Here is a 16,686-nt window from a genome sequence, read left to right on the forward strand (position 1 = left end):
GCCTTTCTGAAATGCCCCATTTTTCCGCTGCCTGCGGTGCAGACATATATTCCATAGCTTCATCTATCCCTTCTCTTATGGTTTCAGCATGATTATACTCGGATAGCCGAACAATAGCAAGATATGAATTGTGAGTTAGGGCCGTGTGAGTTAGGGCAACTATGTAAACGTAATGTAAATGTATCACGATTCTATAGTTTTATACATTTTAAAACATCCGGCACACCCTCCGGGAGTGCCAAAAACAACCTTAGCAAGCACTGCCCATGTCATGACACATGGGCTGAAATTTACGTTTATGCCACAGGCATATCCCGTAAATTTCCATAGGGAAGTATCCCTAACCCTCTTATATTTTTTGAGCCACTTTTCACAGCAAAATCATTGACCTTCTTCTGCAATTTTGCTACAATTTTTCTTGGATAACTTTATCCAAAAATCGAATACACTTTGAAACAAACTGTTGTAAAACATCGAACATTTTACAGCAGTTTTTTTGTACCCAAAACCAGAAAGGAGTTAAAGAAATGGCAAACAGAAAACGCACCAATCCGGTGCAATTTTATCTCGATGATGAGGAGCAGTATATCCTGGACGAGAAGTTCAGAGTATCAGGCATGAAAAGCAAGTCCGCTTTCTTACGCAAGCTCATTTTGTATGGCTATGTCTATGACGTGGATTACAGTTATCTTAGAAATTACAATACGGAGCTTGGACGGATCAGCTCAAATCTGAACCAGATTGCCAAGCGGGTAAACAGCACCGGAAACATTTATAAGGAAGATATGGACGAAGTAAAGGAGTTGATGAATGAAGTATGGCGTACACAAAAATCCATGCTATCAAAGCAACCGTTGATAAAGCGATAGACTACATCTGCAACCCCGAAAAGACCGATGAAAAAATGTTTGTTTCCTCTTATGCCTGTTCTCCAGAAACCGCAGCTTATGACTTCAAATATACCCTCGACCACTGCCGGGAAAACAGTCCTAACAAAGCCTATCATCTGATACAAGCTTTTGCTCCGGGAGAGGTTTGTTTTGAAGAAGCGCACCGCATTGGAAAGGAGCTTGCAGATAAACTTTTAGAGGGAAAATATTCGTATGTTGTTACCACCCATATTGATAAAGGACACGTCCATAATCACATCATTTTTTGCGCCGCTGATAACATCGAACATAACAAATATCACGACTGCAAACAGTCCTATTACCACATCCGGAAACTGAGTGATGAACTGTGTAAGGAACACAATCTTTCCATCATCATTCCGGGGGCACAGCGTGGCAGAAAATACAAAGAATGGCAGTCCGAGCAGAACGGTTCTGCATGGAAAACGCAGATCAGAAAGGACATCAATTTCTGCATCAAGTCGGCTTCCACTTACGAAGAATTTCTGCTTCTGATGAGAGCCAAAGGTTATGAAATCAAAGGGGAAACTTTTGAAAAAGGAGCTGCCAAATACATCTCATTCCGCCCTCTGGATAAAGAGCGTTTTGTGCGTGGCAGTGCGAAGTCTTTAGGAAAGGAATACACAAAGGAACGGATCAGGGAACGCATTGAAAGAAAACGGGAACGAAAGGCAATTATCCCCAAAAAAGACTACTCTGCCCGCAGACTTATTGACACCTCTGACGAGAAATTTCAGAACAGTCCGGGACTACAAAGGTGGGCTACCATTGAGAATTTAAAGATCGCCGCACAGAGCTATAATGAGGTTGGTTCGCTTGCAGAACTGGAACACAAAATTGCGGTAAAAACCGAAGCCGGAAAGTCTGCAAAGCAGAGCGTGGTGGAACTGGAACACCGTATCAAAGACCTTGCGGAAATCATCAAATATGCACAGCAGTACAAAGACAACCGCTCCTATCATATCGGCTACAAAAAAGCCAAGAACCCTGACGCATATTTCCGCAGATACGAAAGCCAGATCATTCTTTATGGCGGCGCCAGACGTATGCTTGAACAGGCGGGCATAAACTTAAAGGGCTTGAATGTCGATAAGCTAAAAGCAGAGTATCAGGAACTGATGAAGCAGAAAAGCGAACTGACTTCCACCTATAAAGATTGTGAAAAGGAAGTGCGTGAGCTAAATCGAAAGTTGGAAAATCTCAATCAGTATCTCGGACGGATACAGCCCGATCCGGCACAGGAACAACAAACGAAAAAAGATACTCCGAACCTGTAAATAGGTAAAAAAATAGAGGTGCCGAAACACCCCTATTTTCCTAAACCTCTTGCAAAATCCGCAAGGCTGGTTTATAATCAGCTTAGAAACCGAAGGATTTTGGTGTGTCCAACGGTTGCACAATCGGAAACAAATAATCAGTTTAAAAATCAAACGGATTACAGGCTATCCCCTATTGGCGTAGAGGATAGCCTTTCCGTTTATTTGCGGTTATGTTTATTGTCTATGTATGTCAAGGCTGCAAATACAACCAGTAAAAGTGTAAGCACTTCTAAAGTATTCATACCGACCTCCTTTCTGTTTCCAGAAAGGACAACCGCAAGACTATCCCTACTGCTCTAATCTGACTGAAAAACATTATATCATGTGGTGTCGAATTTTGCTAGTACCGACTCACATTCATTCTGCCGCTTCCAGAGAAATTTCTGCAAATTCCTCATCTGTCATGTTCTGGAGCTTACCTAACACCTGCTCTCCAAGCTCCTCCATATCGCTATCCTTTATGTGCGGCATTACCTGTCTAATCTGTCCAATCATATCCGTCCTGTCCTGTGTCTCAAACACACACATGAAATTGATTTCTTCTACTGTGAATTTACTCATCTTCTTACATCTCCCTCTGTGATTTTTTCTCGGTTTCCTTTTCCGGTGAAGTACGTTCCGCCTTGTCCCTCTGCTCTATGACTGCCTTTTTCTCTGCCAACTTCTCCTTTATGGAAATTCTACCTTTGGTCTGTTCCTGTTCCTTTTTCTCGGCTCCGTTGTTTAAGACATTATCGATCATGTTGTAATTCTGTTCGGTAAGCTCCTCCACCTTTGCAAGCGGCTTGTATTCTGCCAGTTTGTCAAGCAGCTCCTTTGCCCTTCTCGCAGTCTGAACCGCTTCGCTGTTATCAATCTCCACACCCTGTCCGAAAATGTCCGTAATGCCCTCTCTGACACCTTCAGAAATGACCGCATTGAGAAAGTCATTCAGATACCCGGTATTTCCGTTTCTGATGTCCTCAGTGATGTTGGCAACCTGTGCTTCCCTGTCCTCAACCGTATCCTGATACTGATAGGTGTCATAATCATAGGAAAACTGGTCTATCTCCGTAGCAAGGATAGCCGCCTGCCACTTCTCCAGTGAACCACGCACCTCAATGTCCGGCAACTTGTCAATCAGCTCCTCTATAACCTCGATTGCTTTCGGATCGTCTGTTATGTCCGGTACATAATCCAAGACCTCCAGATCAATGACCTTGCCGGAGAGAATATCCATTTCCACGTCCTCATAACGCTCAGTTCCCTCAGTGTGTATGTTAATGCTGATGCTCGGAATCCCGTTCATGCGCTCCGGTGGTATGCTTTTCCACACAGCGATTGCTTCCTCCACGCTTGCGATATTCTCATGGAACTCTCCCAGACTGTGAAATTCGCCGCACTCTGCAACCGTTAAGGTAACGGTTTTCTCCGGTATAACTTCCACAGCAGGTGCTTTCTGCATTGCCTGTTTCTCTGCAAGATAACTCTCCACTCCCGGAAGATAAGTTGCAAGTGTTCCGGTCTTGCCCTCTGTGATAGGATTGATGTCAACCTTTATGCCGCCGATCATAAGACCGTCCTCATTAAAGGCATTGAACAGAGTATCTTCATGCTCCCTGCCCTTATACTCCACAACCACATCCAGATCGGAGTCTGCTTTTTCCAGACCTCTGCATCTGCTTCCGGACACCACCACATCCACAAGCTCAACATCTATCTCATACTCGTCAATCTTGGATTGCAGATATGCCCATACCGTCTGCTCTATTTCGTCCTGTGTCTGTCCGTTGATCCCGTTAAATAATTGCTCTGTCTTTGCCTTGAAATCAGCAACAACACTGTCTGCTTCCGGTGCTTCTGCCCGTATACGCTCATTTAACTGCTCACGCTCCACCGCTTCTGTTTTCTCCATAAGCTCCTCATAGTCCACCGGAATACGCTTATCCTGTTCTGACAGTCCAAAGTCCTCCAGCACGTCCTTTAATGCCGCATGAATGGAAATGTCAGGATTGTCATACACACCACCGTCAATCAGCCTGTAATCCGCATCAAAAACAGAATAATCATAGCCCTCCGTACAGGTCTGTATGCAGACAAATTTATCTTTTATGGAAAATGCCATCTGCTCCGGCTCCTTTACCTCAAAATACGGATTGTCCCACTCCGTAATCGGTACATTTTCTTCGATGTGCTTTTGGTTTGCAGTAGGCATTAACTTTTCCATCTTTCCTTGTTCATAGAGCGTATCAAACCGGCTCATATAAAGGGAAATATCATCAAGACCGCCCTGTTTTAACTGATGTTCAAAACGCTGCTTCACAAAGTCTTTCACTTCCTCCGGTGTCATATCCCGGTGTACTCTTACCTTGTCGATGCCGATACTGTCACTCAACATCTGCAAATCGTCCATGAAATGCTTACTTTCCTTTGCTTCACTGCTGTGGGTAAAATCAAGGGACAGGACATTTTCGTTATTCCTTACATGGATCACATCAAATTCAATGCCATGTACACTGACACCAAAGGTTGTCCTTGCCTTGTCATCGCTGTACTGTGCATCCTTGCCACGATAAGCCTGAAATGCTTCCATTGCTCCAGAAATGCTGTCAAAACGCTCCAGCTTGCTCCTTTCCGAGCTGTTCTCTGCCCAAGTGCTTAAATCGGCAATGACGTAATAGGATACCTTGTCATTTTCAATATCCATGAGTTTGACTTTCTGAGGGATAAAATAAGAACTATACAAAATTCGGGTATCTATGGATAAAATGATGTATTAGATAATTTTCAACGGAAAGGACAGATAAAAATGAGATTAATTTATGCGGAATACGATATGTATCATAACAGTATTGATGTAACAACATTCAATGGATATACTTTAAGAATTGACTGCAATGTTGCAGAAGATGGCTTACGGACAACTCCCGGTTCACAATGCGCCTTAAATGCACTGGCAATAGATGAGCCACTGGAATATGCGACATTGGCATTGGATGGAAATTTACAGATGTGGGTAGATGCAGAGGACAGTCTTGAATTATTATAATTGAATATCAAACAACCTTTTTCCTTTAGAGCAGAAAAATGTTATACTAAAATTCAAAATACCTATTGACTCTCTCGGAGCGTCATAGCTTAAAGTTATCTTATCAAGAACAGGAGGTCAGTAGCTATGAGAACTGTAAAAGAAATATCAGATTTAACAGGTATCAGCGTTCGCACGCTTCACTATTATGATGAAATCGGGTTGTTAAAGCCAACAGAAAAAAGTGATGCGGGATACCGGCTTTATGACGATAAGGCACTGGAAACATTACAACAGATTTTATTTTTCCGTGAGTTTGATATCTCCTTGAAAGAAATCAAAGCTGTTTTGGACAATCCGGCTCTTGATAGAAATCAGATTTTACAAGTACAGCGAAAAATGTTGGTAACAAAGAAAGAACGAATGGAACGTCTGATTGCCAGCATTGATGACATTCTGAAAGGAGAGAACAAAATGGATTTTACAATTTTTACCAAAACAGAAGTAGAAGAAATGTTCCAAACCATGCTTGAGTATATGCCGGAGAATATGAGAAATATTGCAATTAAAGAATTTGGTAGCATTGAACAATGGAAAAAGCATTATATGGAAGTCGTATCTTCGGAAGAAATGCAGAAAGGCTATGCAAAGGTAGTTGAATGGTACGGTGGAAAGGACAAGTTTCTGTCTGTTGCCCGAACTCCCGTCAGCAAAGAAGTTGCAGAAAGCTATAACAAACGGATAGAAGCGATTTTGCAAAAACTGATTGCAAAACAGAATTGTGACATAGATTCTTTTGAAGTAAAAGAGCTTGTCGGAGAATATGGCTTTGTTATGAAACAGTTTTCCCAGATAAAAGAAGAAAAAGGCTTTATGATGGCACAGGCGCAATATTACCGCAATGAAAAAATCAGACCAATGATAGACGAAAAATACGGTGAAGGGGCTTCTGATTTCTTTGCACGGGCAATAGAGTCTTTTTACACAAACAGACAGGTAATCTAAATATTTGCCTAAATGTATCTCCTCATTCTATAGGTGAAACAGAATTTCAAATCTGAAATATACAGCCCATCACATCAACGTGACGGGCTGTACTTCCTTAATAGTGATATTTACTACATTCAGCCACATATATACCAATCGCAAGCAATACCCCAACACCTATCAACCATAGCAGGAATAGGTTAATCGGTAAAATCATTCGGATATAATCTCCAAGATATACAACCACCATCAACAGCAGAATTGCAATGGATACAGTCCACATATTGATTCCTGACCGTATCTTTTTTCTATTCTTATCCCACGCCATATGACAGATAAAAAAGAGCAGGATTCCAGTTGAGATGAGGAACAGTGTCAATGCAATCCAGTATACTACATTGCCCCATATCGGCTGACTAATCATGTCGGCGAGCAGTTGTGCAAGTCCACATTCTGCGTCAACTATCATTACCAGCACTTTTCCACAGCCATTCAAGAAAGTGGTAAAGAAATCCACGGTATCTTTCCAAAATGCCTCCTGCTGAAAAGCCGTCAGTATCATAGTTGTTGTGCAAAGCATCATAAAAAGAAACAAATAATTTTCCAAATACTCTTTTCGGTTACGGTAGGAAACAATCGCCTTGTCAAGCAACGACTGTTTACAGTTTTTGCACTTTTCATACAGCACTTTTCTCTCAACCTCCACTTCCTTAATCTTCATATGGCTTCTTGCATAAGCTGCATCCTGTTCTGCCTGTTTCTGCTTATGCAAAGCAGCATCTGCCTTATCGGTCAATTCCTCGTTTTCGAGCCTTAATCTTTCGTTGTCTTTCAGAATCCTGTCGCTCTCGTTCTGCTTCACGATATGCTCTGCCTGTCTGCGAATCTTTAATGACTGCTCCTGAAGCTGCGTCGTTTGCTCTTGCATCAGCACCTGCACGTTCTGCCATTCGGATAAGGTCGGAAGCTGCTGTAGTTCGCTCTCTAATGCTTGTATGGTCTGGGTCTTTTCCGTAAGTTCCGCCTGCATTTGCTCCATCTGTTCCAGCATTGCCAGCAGATCTGAGTCTCTGTAACCTCTCAAATCGTTCATAAATCTCTTTTCTCCTCTCTAAAGCTTCGTCAATTGTTCGTTTTCGTCGTTCAATTGCTGCACCAATGACTGCAACGAATTGATCTGTCTGTCCTTTTCCCTGATTACTTTCTCTTCCTGTGCCAAGTCCTGATTCGCCGCCTGCAGCTCCTCCGTAATCTCCAGTATCAGTTCCTGCTGCTCTGTCATAAGTGCGAGCATCTCTTCCAGTATTGGAAGTTCGTTTTGCAATATTTCTTTCTCCATAGTGCATCCTCACTTTCATTAAATTGTCCTTTAGTTCCATCAGCCTTTTCCCTATTCCCAAAACAGTATCTTTCAGTTTGGAAATGATTTGGTTCAGCCGCTTTATTTCACGGTTAAGTTCCATCCGTTCCGAAGCAAGCCCCCTCCGCTCCATCTGTCTGGCTGCGTATCCCTCGTGAATCGTGGGAATCCGTTCAATGCCCTGTCGTTTAAAGCTCCTGTGGTCTATCTGATTCTCCGGTGCAAGATACTGGTTGCACATATCCGCCCAGGAACTGCGCCACTTTTCAGCATTGGACTGACTATTCCAGTCATTGGACAGAACCGTAACACGTTTCCATAACTTCTCATTCCGCTTTCCGAGTTTCTGCAAACCAGTATTCTCATCCATCAGTGGAATCCGTTCTCCGTTTTCATCAAGCGCATAAGTTTTCTTTTCCTTTGGAGCCCAGCTTCCGTCTTCCTTGAATCCTCTGGTGGTCAACAGGATATGGGCGTGGGGATTTTGGTGCAAAACTGTTTTCCCATCCACATGCTTTTCGTGAATTGCCATATCCGCACACATTCCAGCGGAAGTGAAATTTTCTGCAATATAATTCTGCAAAAGTGTAATCTGTTCTTCCCTTGAAAGTTCAACCGGAAGTGCCACTTCAATTTCCCTTGCAAGCTGGGCATCCGATTTCTTTTCCACTTTCTGCACCTCGTTCCAGAGAATTTCCCGGTTCTGATATTCCTGTGGTGCATTGGCTGGGAGAAAAATCTCCGAATAGATTACACCTCTTTTCCTCGTGTAATCGTGCGTATATCCGGTTTCCTTTTCTTCCAATTTGACACCTGCCCGGTAAGCAGCTGCGGCAACTGCACCTTTTCCAGAGCTTCGGCTGACTATCTTAATGGAAAGATGAAAAATTGCCATCGTACCACCTCCCCGTATGATATTGAAAAACCGCATAGGCGGTTTTTGCTTTACCATTTTGCCGTATCCGGCAAATAGCCGTCTGCAAGACCGCTCTCTGCGAAGAGTGCGATGCAACTGCACAAGTTGCTGTCATCCAAGTACACAACTTGGTCTGGCTGAAAGCCCCGCCGACGGAACGAGCCCGGCAAGCAAAGCGCAGACCGGTTGCCACCTGTGGCAAACTTATATCAGACAGGCTCTGCCTGTCTATAAGTGCGCCCTTCTCTCTTACGAGAAAAGGGAATTGCAAAAGCATTTCTGCCTCTGCAACTCCCAACATATAAAAAGAAGATACCAAATTACTCATTCTTGGCACCTTCCATTTCACTGCCCGTATCCGGGCATTTTTCCATTGCTCTGGTAAAATATTTTCCATTTCGTTCCTGCTGATTTAGGAAATTCAAAAGACGCATCACATCTTCCTCCACCAGCGGACGATCCAGTACCTTTTCCACGATTCCTCCAATCTGACACAGCAGATGAGTACGTTTCTTGCGTTCCTCTGCTTTTTGCTGCTGTTTGAGCCGCTTCATCTGCGCCTGATACTGTTTCGCCTTTTCCATTACCTGCTCATACTGTATTTCCTTTTCAGAAATGCGTTCCTCAATACTTCTCTGTGTTCTAACCATAAGATTGTTCCTCCTTTTAAACTGCTTCTGCTTCATCAGTAGCTGATGAAATTTCATCTGTAAGCGCCACTGTACCCATCAGGTGTAGCAGCTTATCCTCTACGGTATCCGTTGTGTTTTCTGCGAAATGCACATTGACACGATAGGTGGTGTTTCCAATTCTTTTTGTAAAAGTACTGGTACACTTTTCACCATTCTGTTTCTTCTCCATAAAAACCCTCCATTCCTTCAATAAACAATTGATAATCGAACACTTGTTTGTTATAATAAATGCATAGCAGTTGGGGCACGAATGGCAATGTGAATCGTTCCTTTTTTCATTTTCCGTTTTCTCCTTTCTTGAATTCGAGTAATCTGTTTCAATCAAAACAATTACTTCTTCACCTAAAGGAGAAAATTCCGATGCAAAACGGAACTGTTTTGAAAAGATTTTTTGAAAAAGGATTTTTATATGGAGAGCAGAGAAGATTTTTATTTTGATAATTCGGATAATCCAGAATCAGATGATACGATAGAAAAAGAAGAGCATTATAAATGGACGATTTCACTGGAAGAGGAAACTAAAGAAGATGCTTTCATCCCGGAAGAGGATTTACTGGAACAGGCAGAACCTGAGGTTGCCGAACGGCTGATATTAAAAAGAGACCTGCGAAAAGCTGCCATTGCAAGAATGGAAGCTGCTGCCAGAACACAGGGAGATTTTGAAGATGTCATTGACGCATGGGACAAAGAGGATAAAAACCGTGAAAGACGTGAGCGTTATCACGAGGTCTGCCGGGATGATGCCGAGGTTCCGTTTGAGTACAACATGTCTCCGGATGAGATTGTTATTCCGGCACCCATTCAAAGTGTGTACTGGCAGCAAATGATGAAGGGCGAATTTTTAGATGTAATATTTGACTGTCCTTATGAATTGCAGGAGCTTGTATGCGACAGCAATATCTCACAGATACTAAGTGAATTAAGTGAAAAGCACAAAGCACTTTTCTATTTTTTATATATCAGGGATTACAGTACATGCTGTCTTGCGAAAATGTATGAGCAGTCTGACCGGAATATCCGTAAGGTGAGAGCAACCATTTTAAGGAAGATTCACAAAAAGCTGATTCCGGTTTTGCAGTATAAATGTGATAACGGACTGTCAACAACTATGAAGGAACGAAACTTTTTAGAAAGACATTGCAGTACGGATGGATAGATGATATGATTGGAATGTAATCGAATTTTGTTTATAGCAATTACTCACAATAAAAATAGACATTTATGACGAAACAGAGGTATCAGAAATATGGATAACATTTTTAAACGCACCAGTGCTCACTGGGTACGTTATGATAAATATGAATGGAAAGAATCGACTGACGGCGTTTTGTACCTTACTCCGGCAAAAGATGCCGTAATGTCACTTTACAATCCCATCAAGGAGTATAAGGAGCTGGTACTGACCGCTCTTGGAATTGGTCTTGATGTTATGCAGAAAAAAGCTTCTATGGAAGAATTGAAACAGAGGATTCAGAGCTTTGCAGAACATTTTGGACTTCTTGGACTGATGACCGCACTTCCGACCACACCGGAATTTATCACCTATGATGCGGTGTATCTTCCCAAGAATCATTTCATCAAACAGGAAACGCTTTCTACGGAAGATTACCTCGCCTACTTCTTTCCTTTTGACAAGATCTCTTTTCTAAAAAAAGGTCGGGAATCTACGTGGAATACAGATAGCCGGGAAATGTTTGCGGTATTTATGACTTTACAAGATAAGCCACAAGCAGTGCTTATGAGCTTTCAAAAGGAATATGCTGAAAGCTATGACTGGATTACCACGGTATTCTCTGACTGGGCTTTTACCTTTGTTACCAGCTTTCTGTATTATCAGGATTATGATACGTTGGAGGAAGCAGAACGGAATGTATACCGAAAAGGAATGGAATGTTTTGGCGGCATTGCACCGACTTACCACATAGAACTTTTAGATAAGCCCACCATTGTCTGGGATTTCCATTCCCTGATGCTCGCCATTCAGATGATGTTTTCCTTTATGATAACGGATGAAAACTCTACGCTGAAACTGTGCAAGCACTGTGGAAAGATATTTGTAGCCAGCCGCTCCAATGTGCAGTTCTGTTCTCCGCAATGTAAAAATCAGTATAATGTATATAAGTGTCGGGCGAAAAAGGATGAGGAATAAACAACATAGAAATATCAAGGGAGGAACATAATGATAGTATATATTTATGATGACAAAGAAGGAAAAACAAATGCCATTTCCATAGACAAAAAAAACATGGTGGATGAAGATTTGGAATTTTTTAATGACCACAGTATCCGAAAAGTTTGGCACTCCGGCGAAGAAGAATGGTATCTTTCGATTGTTGATGTCGTACAGGTACTGACTGATAGTTCTGACCCCAAACAATATATCAAGAAGATGCGTGCCCGTGACAAAGCACTTGAATCCAAGTGGGGTACAATTTGTACCCCACTTCAAATGTTAGCACCTGATGGGAAGATGCGAAAAACACAGGCCGCCAACACAGAAGGAATTCTTAGAATCATTCAGTCAATTCCTTCACCAAAAGCTGAGCCATTTAAAACATGGCTGGCAAAAGTCGGTGCAGAAAGATTGGAAGAAATTGCTGATCCAGAGAAAGCAATGGAACGTGCGGTTGCTACATATAAAGCAAAAGGGTATTCAGATAAATGGATTTCACAACGTCTCAGAACCATTGAGATTAGAAAAGAATTGACAGATGAATGGCAAAATGCAGGTATAAAGGAATCAAAAGAATTCGCAACACTTACCAATATTCTTACCATCGCATGGTCTGGGAAATCCGTTCAGGAATATAAAAAATTAAAGGGATTAAAGAAAGAGAATCTGCGTGACAATATGACAAACACGGAACTTGCTCTCAACCTCCTAGCCGAAGTTTCTGCAACTGAAATATCACGAAGTAGACAGCCAGAAGGTTTTTCACAGACAAAAGAAGTTACGATTGCAGGTGGCAAAATCGCCGGGGATGCACGCAAGGCACTTGAAGAACAGCTTGGACACAGTGTTTTGTCAGAAACCAATGCAACTACACCAGAATTGTTAGATGATACTGAAAACAATAAATAATAATTACCGTAAAATAACTTAAAACAGGGTGCAGGCTAACGGTCTGCCCCTTATTTTTGTATCATATTGATAAGATTTGACAGGCAGCACCAAACTTTTTTTTATTTTGTCCTATCTTTTTCTTTATTTGATTCGTTATACATAATAGAAAGATAATTTGATTTCACTAATGGGAAAGGAGGGTGTAAGTGGACGCAGATTTTTTACTAATAAGGAGAATGAAGCGGGGCGATGAAGCAGCTTTTGATATTTTTGTTCATAAATATTATGAATCTATATTAACTTACTGCTGCTACCACTGTCCCGATACATCATACGCCGAGGATCTTACGCAAGAGGTCTTTGTACACTTTTTTGAAAAACTCTCCAATTACCATTATATGGGTAAAACCCTAAACTATATGTATACCATAGCCGGGAATCTTTGTCGTGATTATTATAAAAAGGCAAGGGATGACTTGTGGGATGGTGCATCAAATGAGATAGGGGATATGTCTGATATTTTGGAATTGGATGGTATCTTTGATAAAATTGCAATCGAAGATGCTTTGAAAAAATTGCCTGATGAATTGCAGGAGGTCATTATTTTCCACTATTTTAGAGATTTGAAATTATCTGAAATAGCAGAGCTTCTGCAAGTTGGATTACCGCTTGTGAAATATCGAATCCAAAGGGCGAGGTTGTTATTAAAGAATTTGTTGAAGGAGGATTGATTTTATGAACGCAAATAAGCAATCTAATGAGAATAAGAGCGATAATACAGTCATTTCTGATGAACAGAAAATCAGATTGACGGTAAAGAAATCATTGGAAGCTTTCTATGCTGCGGAAGAGAAAAAAATACTGTCATATCATGAGTTCCTATGGACACAGTTAAAAGTAATTGAAAAGAAATGGTGGCTGTTTCAATTTCTGCTTCTTTTTTGTTTGTGGTTTATCTTGAAAAATGCGGAGGATGATTTTTATATCCAAAGAAGTCTGGGAGTAATTGCATCATTATTCGTTATTTTAGTTATCCCGGAATTTTGGAAAAACAGTTCAAACAAATCTATGGAAATCGAAGCTGTTTCCTATTTTTCCTTAAAACAGGTGTATGCAGCAAGAACACTATTGTTTGGCATTGCAGATACTCTTTTATTGACTGTGTTCTGCGGTGCCGCAACCGTTGGTCTGCATTTTGAGCTGCTTCAACTGATGGTTCAATTTTTGCTTCCGTTAAGTGTAACAGCCTGCATCTGTTTTGGCACGCTATGCAGTAAATATTCTTTCAGCGAAGGATCTGCGATTATCTTATGCGTCTTATGGAGTGCTATATGGCTGTTTATCGTCCTAAATGAAAATATCTATGAAAAGATTGCTGTTCCAGTCTGGATACTGTTGATTGGATTCGCAGCTATTTATATGTTTCTTGCAATCTATCGCTTATTGAATCATTGCAATCATTATTTGGAGGTGTTACAAAATGGAAGTGAAATTTAATGATTTAACGAAGAAATTCGGAAACTTTACGGCTGTAGACCATCTGACCATGACTATGACAAATGGCGTATATGGGCTGCTGGGGGTAAACGGAGCGGGAAAAACAACGATGATGCGAATGCTTTGCACATTGCTGAAACCTACAAGCGGAAGTATTACCTGTAATGGAAAAGACATTTTTGAAATGGATAGTGAATATCGAAATTTACTGGGATATTTGCCACAGGATTTTGGGTTTTACCCCGAATTTACGGTGCAGGACTATTTGATGTACATTGCATCTCTAAAAGGAGTACGCCCTGCTGTTGCTAAGAAACGGGTGAAAGAGCTAATTTCTAAAGTTGGTCTTTCCAAAGTTACCAACAGAAAGATGAAAAAATTGTCAGGCGGCATGAAACGTAGAGCAGGAATCGCACAGGCAATGTTAAATAATCCTGCAATCCTGGTATTAGACGAACCGACAGCAGGGCTTGATCCAAATGAGAGGATTCGTTTTCGTAATTTGATTAGTGAATTGTCAGAAGAAAGATTGGTACTATTGTCTACTCATATCGTATCAGATATTGAATATATCGCAAACCAAATCTGGTTGATGAAAGACGGAAAACTAGTGCGCAGCGGAACATCGGATGAACTCATTCGTACCATGCCGGTAGATGTATGGAAATGTTTTGTAAGAAAAAGTGCGGTCTCTTCTATGGCTGAAAAATATAAGATTTCAAATATGAAAGCAGAGTCCGATGGCGTGGAATTAAGAATTATCTCTAAAGAAAAGCCGGTTCCCGAAGCAAAATGCGTGGAAGCATCTTTAGAGGATGTATTTTTGTATTATTTCGGAGAAAAGGCAGGTGATAAAAATGCTGAATTTTGAGTTGAAGAAAGTGTTTTCTAAATCCAGGAACAAAATTGTAATTTTGCTTATGGTTGTGATTACGATAATTACCAGCATTTTGACTATTAACAGAGTGGAATATGTGGATGAAAACGGGAATCATTCGGTTGGGTTTACGGCTGCTAAGAATCTAAGAAACGCAAGGAACGAATGGGCAGGCTATCTTACCGATGATGTGCTGAAAAAAGTGATTGCCGAAAACAGGAGAATTAACAATTCCGATGAAGCACAGTCTGATGACATTGCAAAACAGGATCAGGCATTTTCAGAGAAACAAGGCATTTTGGGTATTCTTGATGTTATCAGTTCCGCATGGAGCGATTACAGAGACTACAATTATTTTGCCGCTGACAGCGTGTCCGAGGACGATGTAAATAAGCTGTATGAAAAGCGGATTTCTACGTTGAAAAATTGGTTGGATTCCGGTAAGGAATATTATACGCAGAAAGAAAAGGATTTTTTGATTCAACGATATGAAGCGTTGGACACTCCATTTTACTATGAATATACGGATGGTTGGGCAGCATTGCTGCAAAACATATCAACATTTATTTTGATGTTAGCTTTGATGATTGGTTTTTTGGTCTCAGGTATTTTTTCAGACGAGTTTCAGACAAAAGCAGATTCCATCTTTTTTTCTGCTAAGATGGGAAGGAACAAGGCTATTGTATCAAAAGTAGGTGCGGGTTTTCTGATTACCTCAGTTTTCTATATAGTCTTTGTAGTGCTTTATACGCTGACTATCATTTGCGTACTCGGTGCAGATGGCGCAGGTTGTCCGCTTCAATTAGATATGTGGCGGTCTGTTTACAATATTACTTTTTTCAGGGCTTATCTTTTTATTGTAGCAGGCGGTTATATCGGTACATTATTTGCAGCTACACTTGCTATGTTAGTATCTGCATTTAGTCACTCCACTGCTACCGCAATTATTGTACCTTTTATTGTTTTGTGTGTGTTTCCTTTTTTAAGTCGAATTATTACGCTGCCGGGTTTCTGTTCCTTTTTCCCGGATCAATTGTTGGATATTTATAATGACTTAAAAGAATCAGCTTTGATTGAAATTGGAGGAAAAATTATGACCTCTGCAACGGTAATTGTGCCTGTTTATGCCGTAGTTTGTCTGATCCTTCAACCTATATTATATCGTGTTTATAAGAGAACGGAGATTAAATAAGTGAAACGGCATGAACATAAAAAGAGAATGCGAAAATGGGTACTACTTCTCTCTGCTTTGATTATTATACTTTATGTGCTGGCTGTAAAGGGAATTGGAATTACACATCATGCTGCAAATAATGATTATGGCTGGAATTTATTGCTTGTTAATCATGAAAACTACATTCCCCATAATTATAAGGTGGAGCTAACCGAACTATCTAATGGCGAAAAAGTTGATTCTCGAATCTATCCGGACTTGCAGGATATGTTTGATGATGCAAGGGCGCAAGGATATGGGCTGTTTGTTGCCGCTGGCTATCGTACAACAGAAAAGCAACAGCAACTGATGGATGAGAAAATAGACGCATATAAAAATGAGGGTCATAGCAGTTCAGAGGCAAAACGACTTGCAGAGCAATGGGTGGCAATACCGGGAACAAGCGAGCATCAGATTGGCATTGCTGTTGATATAAATGCTGATAAAACAATTAATTCCAGTGATGCTGTCTATACATGGCTTGCTGAAAACGCACACAAATATGGTTTTATCAAGCGTTATCCATCTGACAAAACGGATATAACCGGAGTGATTAACGAACCCTGGCACTATCGGTATGTTGGAAAAGAAGCAGCAAAAGAAATATATTCACAGGGTATATGTCTTGAAGAGTATATTGATGAATTAGACCGCAATAAATAAATGTAGCTGTTTAAGGCTGATTAGTGTTGTATAAATGCTGACAACAATTCTAAAAGCTATAAAAAACAGTTCCGTTTATCCCCTCGAATTTCTCCTATAAGTGAAGGAACAATTTCTGACTTTATGACAGGGTTACATACCCTGTCATTTTTATGGTCATTTTTAGAAAATCTGTTCCCG

General features: G+C 40.9%; 19 protein-coding genes. 12 read left to right on the forward strand and 7 right to left on the reverse strand.

Going from position 1 to position 16,686, the window contains the following annotated elements; translation table 11 throughout:
- Nucleotides 1-527 precede the first annotated feature (527 nt).
- Both ACTNES_RS04070 and ACTNES_RS04075 read left to right on the forward strand, forming a co-directional pair.
- Nucleotides 528-869, forward strand: a complete 342-nt coding sequence (locus ACTNES_RS04070; protein ID WP_441038572.1) for a MobC family plasmid mobilization relaxosome protein — start codon at nt 528-530, stop codon at nt 867-869.
- Nucleotides 818-2,188, forward strand: a complete 1,371-nt coding sequence (locus tag ACTNES_RS04075) for a relaxase/mobilization nuclease domain-containing protein (protein ID WP_441038574.1) — start codon at nt 818-820, stop codon at nt 2,186-2,188. Before ACTNES_RS04070 ends, ACTNES_RS04075 begins: the two co-directional genes overlap by 52 nt.
- A gap of 399 nt (nt 2,189-2,587) precedes the next feature.
- On the opposite strand, the gene ACTNES_RS04080 is transcribed toward ACTNES_RS04075, so the two are convergent.
- Together ACTNES_RS04080 and ACTNES_RS04085 are read right to left on the reverse strand one after the other, a co-directional pair.
- Nucleotides 2,588-2,791, reverse strand: a complete 204-nt coding sequence (locus ACTNES_RS04080; RefSeq protein ID WP_055171222.1) for a transposon-transfer assisting family protein — start codon at nt 2,789-2,791, stop codon at nt 2,588-2,590.
- A 4-nt stretch (nt 2,792-2,795) separates the two neighbouring features.
- Nucleotides 2,796-4,424: an LPD16 domain-containing protein gene (locus ACTNES_RS04085; protein ID WP_441038602.1), complete on the reverse strand. Its 1,629-nt coding sequence runs from the start codon at nt 4,422-4,424 to the stop codon at nt 2,796-2,798.
- A 594-nt stretch (nt 4,425-5,018) separates the two neighbouring features.
- Between ACTNES_RS04085 and ACTNES_RS04090 the strand changes: the two genes are divergently transcribed.
- Nucleotides 5,019-5,258 carry a DUF6061 family protein gene (locus ACTNES_RS04090; RefSeq protein ID WP_055213328.1) on the forward strand — a complete coding sequence of 80 codons (240 nt, stop codon included), beginning with the start codon at nt 5,019-5,021 and terminating at the stop codon, nt 5,256-5,258.
- A gap of 126 nt (nt 5,259-5,384) precedes the next feature.
- Entirely contained in the window at nt 5,385-6,242 is an 858-nt protein-coding gene (locus tag ACTNES_RS04095; protein WP_235250470.1) for a MerR family transcriptional regulator, read from the forward strand.
- A 97-nt stretch (nt 6,243-6,339) separates the two neighbouring features.
- Here the strand turns inward: ACTNES_RS04095 and ACTNES_RS04100 are convergent, their stop codons facing one another.
- Genes ACTNES_RS04100 through ACTNES_RS04120 form a run of 5 tightly spaced genes read right to left on the reverse strand, consistent with a single transcriptional unit; the run spans nt 6,340 to nt 9,361 of the window.
- Nucleotides 6,340-7,086, reverse strand: coding sequence for a DUF6040 family protein (locus ACTNES_RS04100; protein WP_235250471.1), 747 nt, complete (start codon nt 7,084-7,086; stop codon nt 6,340-6,342).
- A complete protein-coding gene (mobQ, locus tag ACTNES_RS04105) occupies nt 7,010-8,479 on the reverse strand; it encodes a MobQ family relaxase (RefSeq protein ID WP_235250472.1) in 1,470 nt (489 codons plus the stop codon). The genes ACTNES_RS04100 and mobQ overlap by 77 nt, the downstream gene beginning before the upstream one ends.
- Nucleotides 8,454-8,897 carry a hypothetical protein gene (locus ACTNES_RS04110; RefSeq protein WP_235250473.1) on the reverse strand — a complete coding sequence of 148 codons (444 nt, stop codon included), beginning with the start codon at nt 8,895-8,897 and terminating at the stop codon, nt 8,454-8,456. Before ACTNES_RS04110 ends, mobQ begins: the two co-directional genes overlap by 26 nt.
- Nucleotides 8,821-9,150, reverse strand: coding sequence for a DUF3847 domain-containing protein (locus ACTNES_RS04115; RefSeq protein ID WP_235250475.1), 330 nt, complete (start codon nt 9,148-9,150; stop codon nt 8,821-8,823). The genes ACTNES_RS04110 and ACTNES_RS04115 overlap by 77 nt, the downstream gene beginning before the upstream one ends.
- A 16-nt stretch (nt 9,151-9,166) precedes the next feature.
- A complete protein-coding gene (locus tag ACTNES_RS04120; protein ID WP_235250476.1) occupies nt 9,167-9,361 on the reverse strand; it encodes a transposon-encoded TnpW family protein in 195 nt (64 codons plus the stop codon).
- A gap of 240 nt (nt 9,362-9,601) precedes the next feature.
- On the opposite strand from ACTNES_RS04120, the gene ACTNES_RS04125 reads away from it, so the two are divergent.
- The 8 genes from ACTNES_RS04125 (at nt 9,602) to ACTNES_RS04160 (ending at nt 16,506) form a co-directional block, all read left to right on the forward strand.
- On the forward strand, nt 9,602-10,348 hold the full coding sequence (locus ACTNES_RS04125; RefSeq protein ID WP_227078340.1) for a sigma-70 family RNA polymerase sigma factor: 747 nt from the start codon (nt 9,602-9,604) through the stop codon (nt 10,346-10,348).
- A gap of 90 nt (nt 10,349-10,438) precedes the next feature.
- Nucleotides 10,439-11,341, forward strand: coding sequence for a hypothetical protein (locus ACTNES_RS04130; RefSeq protein WP_235250477.1), 903 nt, complete (start codon nt 10,439-10,441; stop codon nt 11,339-11,341).
- 30 nt (nt 11,342-11,371) lie between these two features.
- Nucleotides 11,372-12,274 (forward strand): BRO-N domain-containing protein, encoded by a 903-nt coding sequence (locus ACTNES_RS04135; RefSeq protein WP_235250478.1) that lies wholly within the window; start codon nt 11,372-11,374, stop codon nt 12,272-12,274.
- Nucleotides 12,275-12,462: 188 nt separating this feature from the next.
- The gene (locus tag ACTNES_RS04140; protein WP_262655559.1) at nt 12,463-12,987 is read left to right on the forward strand and encodes an RNA polymerase sigma factor; all 525 of its coding nucleotides are present in this window, start codon (nt 12,463-12,465) and stop codon (nt 12,985-12,987) included.
- Between the two features lie 4 nt (nt 12,988-12,991).
- Nucleotides 12,992-13,753 carry a hypothetical protein gene (locus tag ACTNES_RS04145; protein WP_235250895.1) on the forward strand — a complete coding sequence of 254 codons (762 nt, stop codon included), beginning with the start codon at nt 12,992-12,994 and terminating at the stop codon, nt 13,751-13,753.
- Nucleotides 13,737-14,624, forward strand: a complete 888-nt coding sequence (locus ACTNES_RS04150; RefSeq protein ID WP_235250896.1) for an ABC transporter ATP-binding protein — start codon at nt 13,737-13,739, stop codon at nt 14,622-14,624. Before ACTNES_RS04145 ends, ACTNES_RS04150 begins: the two co-directional genes overlap by 17 nt.
- Nucleotides 14,611-15,822: an ABC transporter permease gene (locus ACTNES_RS04155; protein ID WP_235250898.1), complete on the forward strand. Its 1,212-nt coding sequence runs from the start codon at nt 14,611-14,613 to the stop codon at nt 15,820-15,822. Before ACTNES_RS04150 ends, ACTNES_RS04155 begins: the two co-directional genes overlap by 14 nt.
- The gene (locus ACTNES_RS04160; protein ID WP_317244421.1) at nt 15,823-16,506 is read left to right on the forward strand and encodes a M15 family metallopeptidase; all 684 of its coding nucleotides are present in this window, start codon (nt 15,823-15,825) and stop codon (nt 16,504-16,506) included.
- Nucleotides 16,507-16,686 lie beyond the last annotated feature (180 nt).

It is taken from the genome of Blautia sp. HCP3S3_D9 (assembly GCF_052063845.1).
Lineage (GTDB): Bacteria > Bacillota > Clostridia > Lachnospirales > Lachnospiraceae > Blautia_A.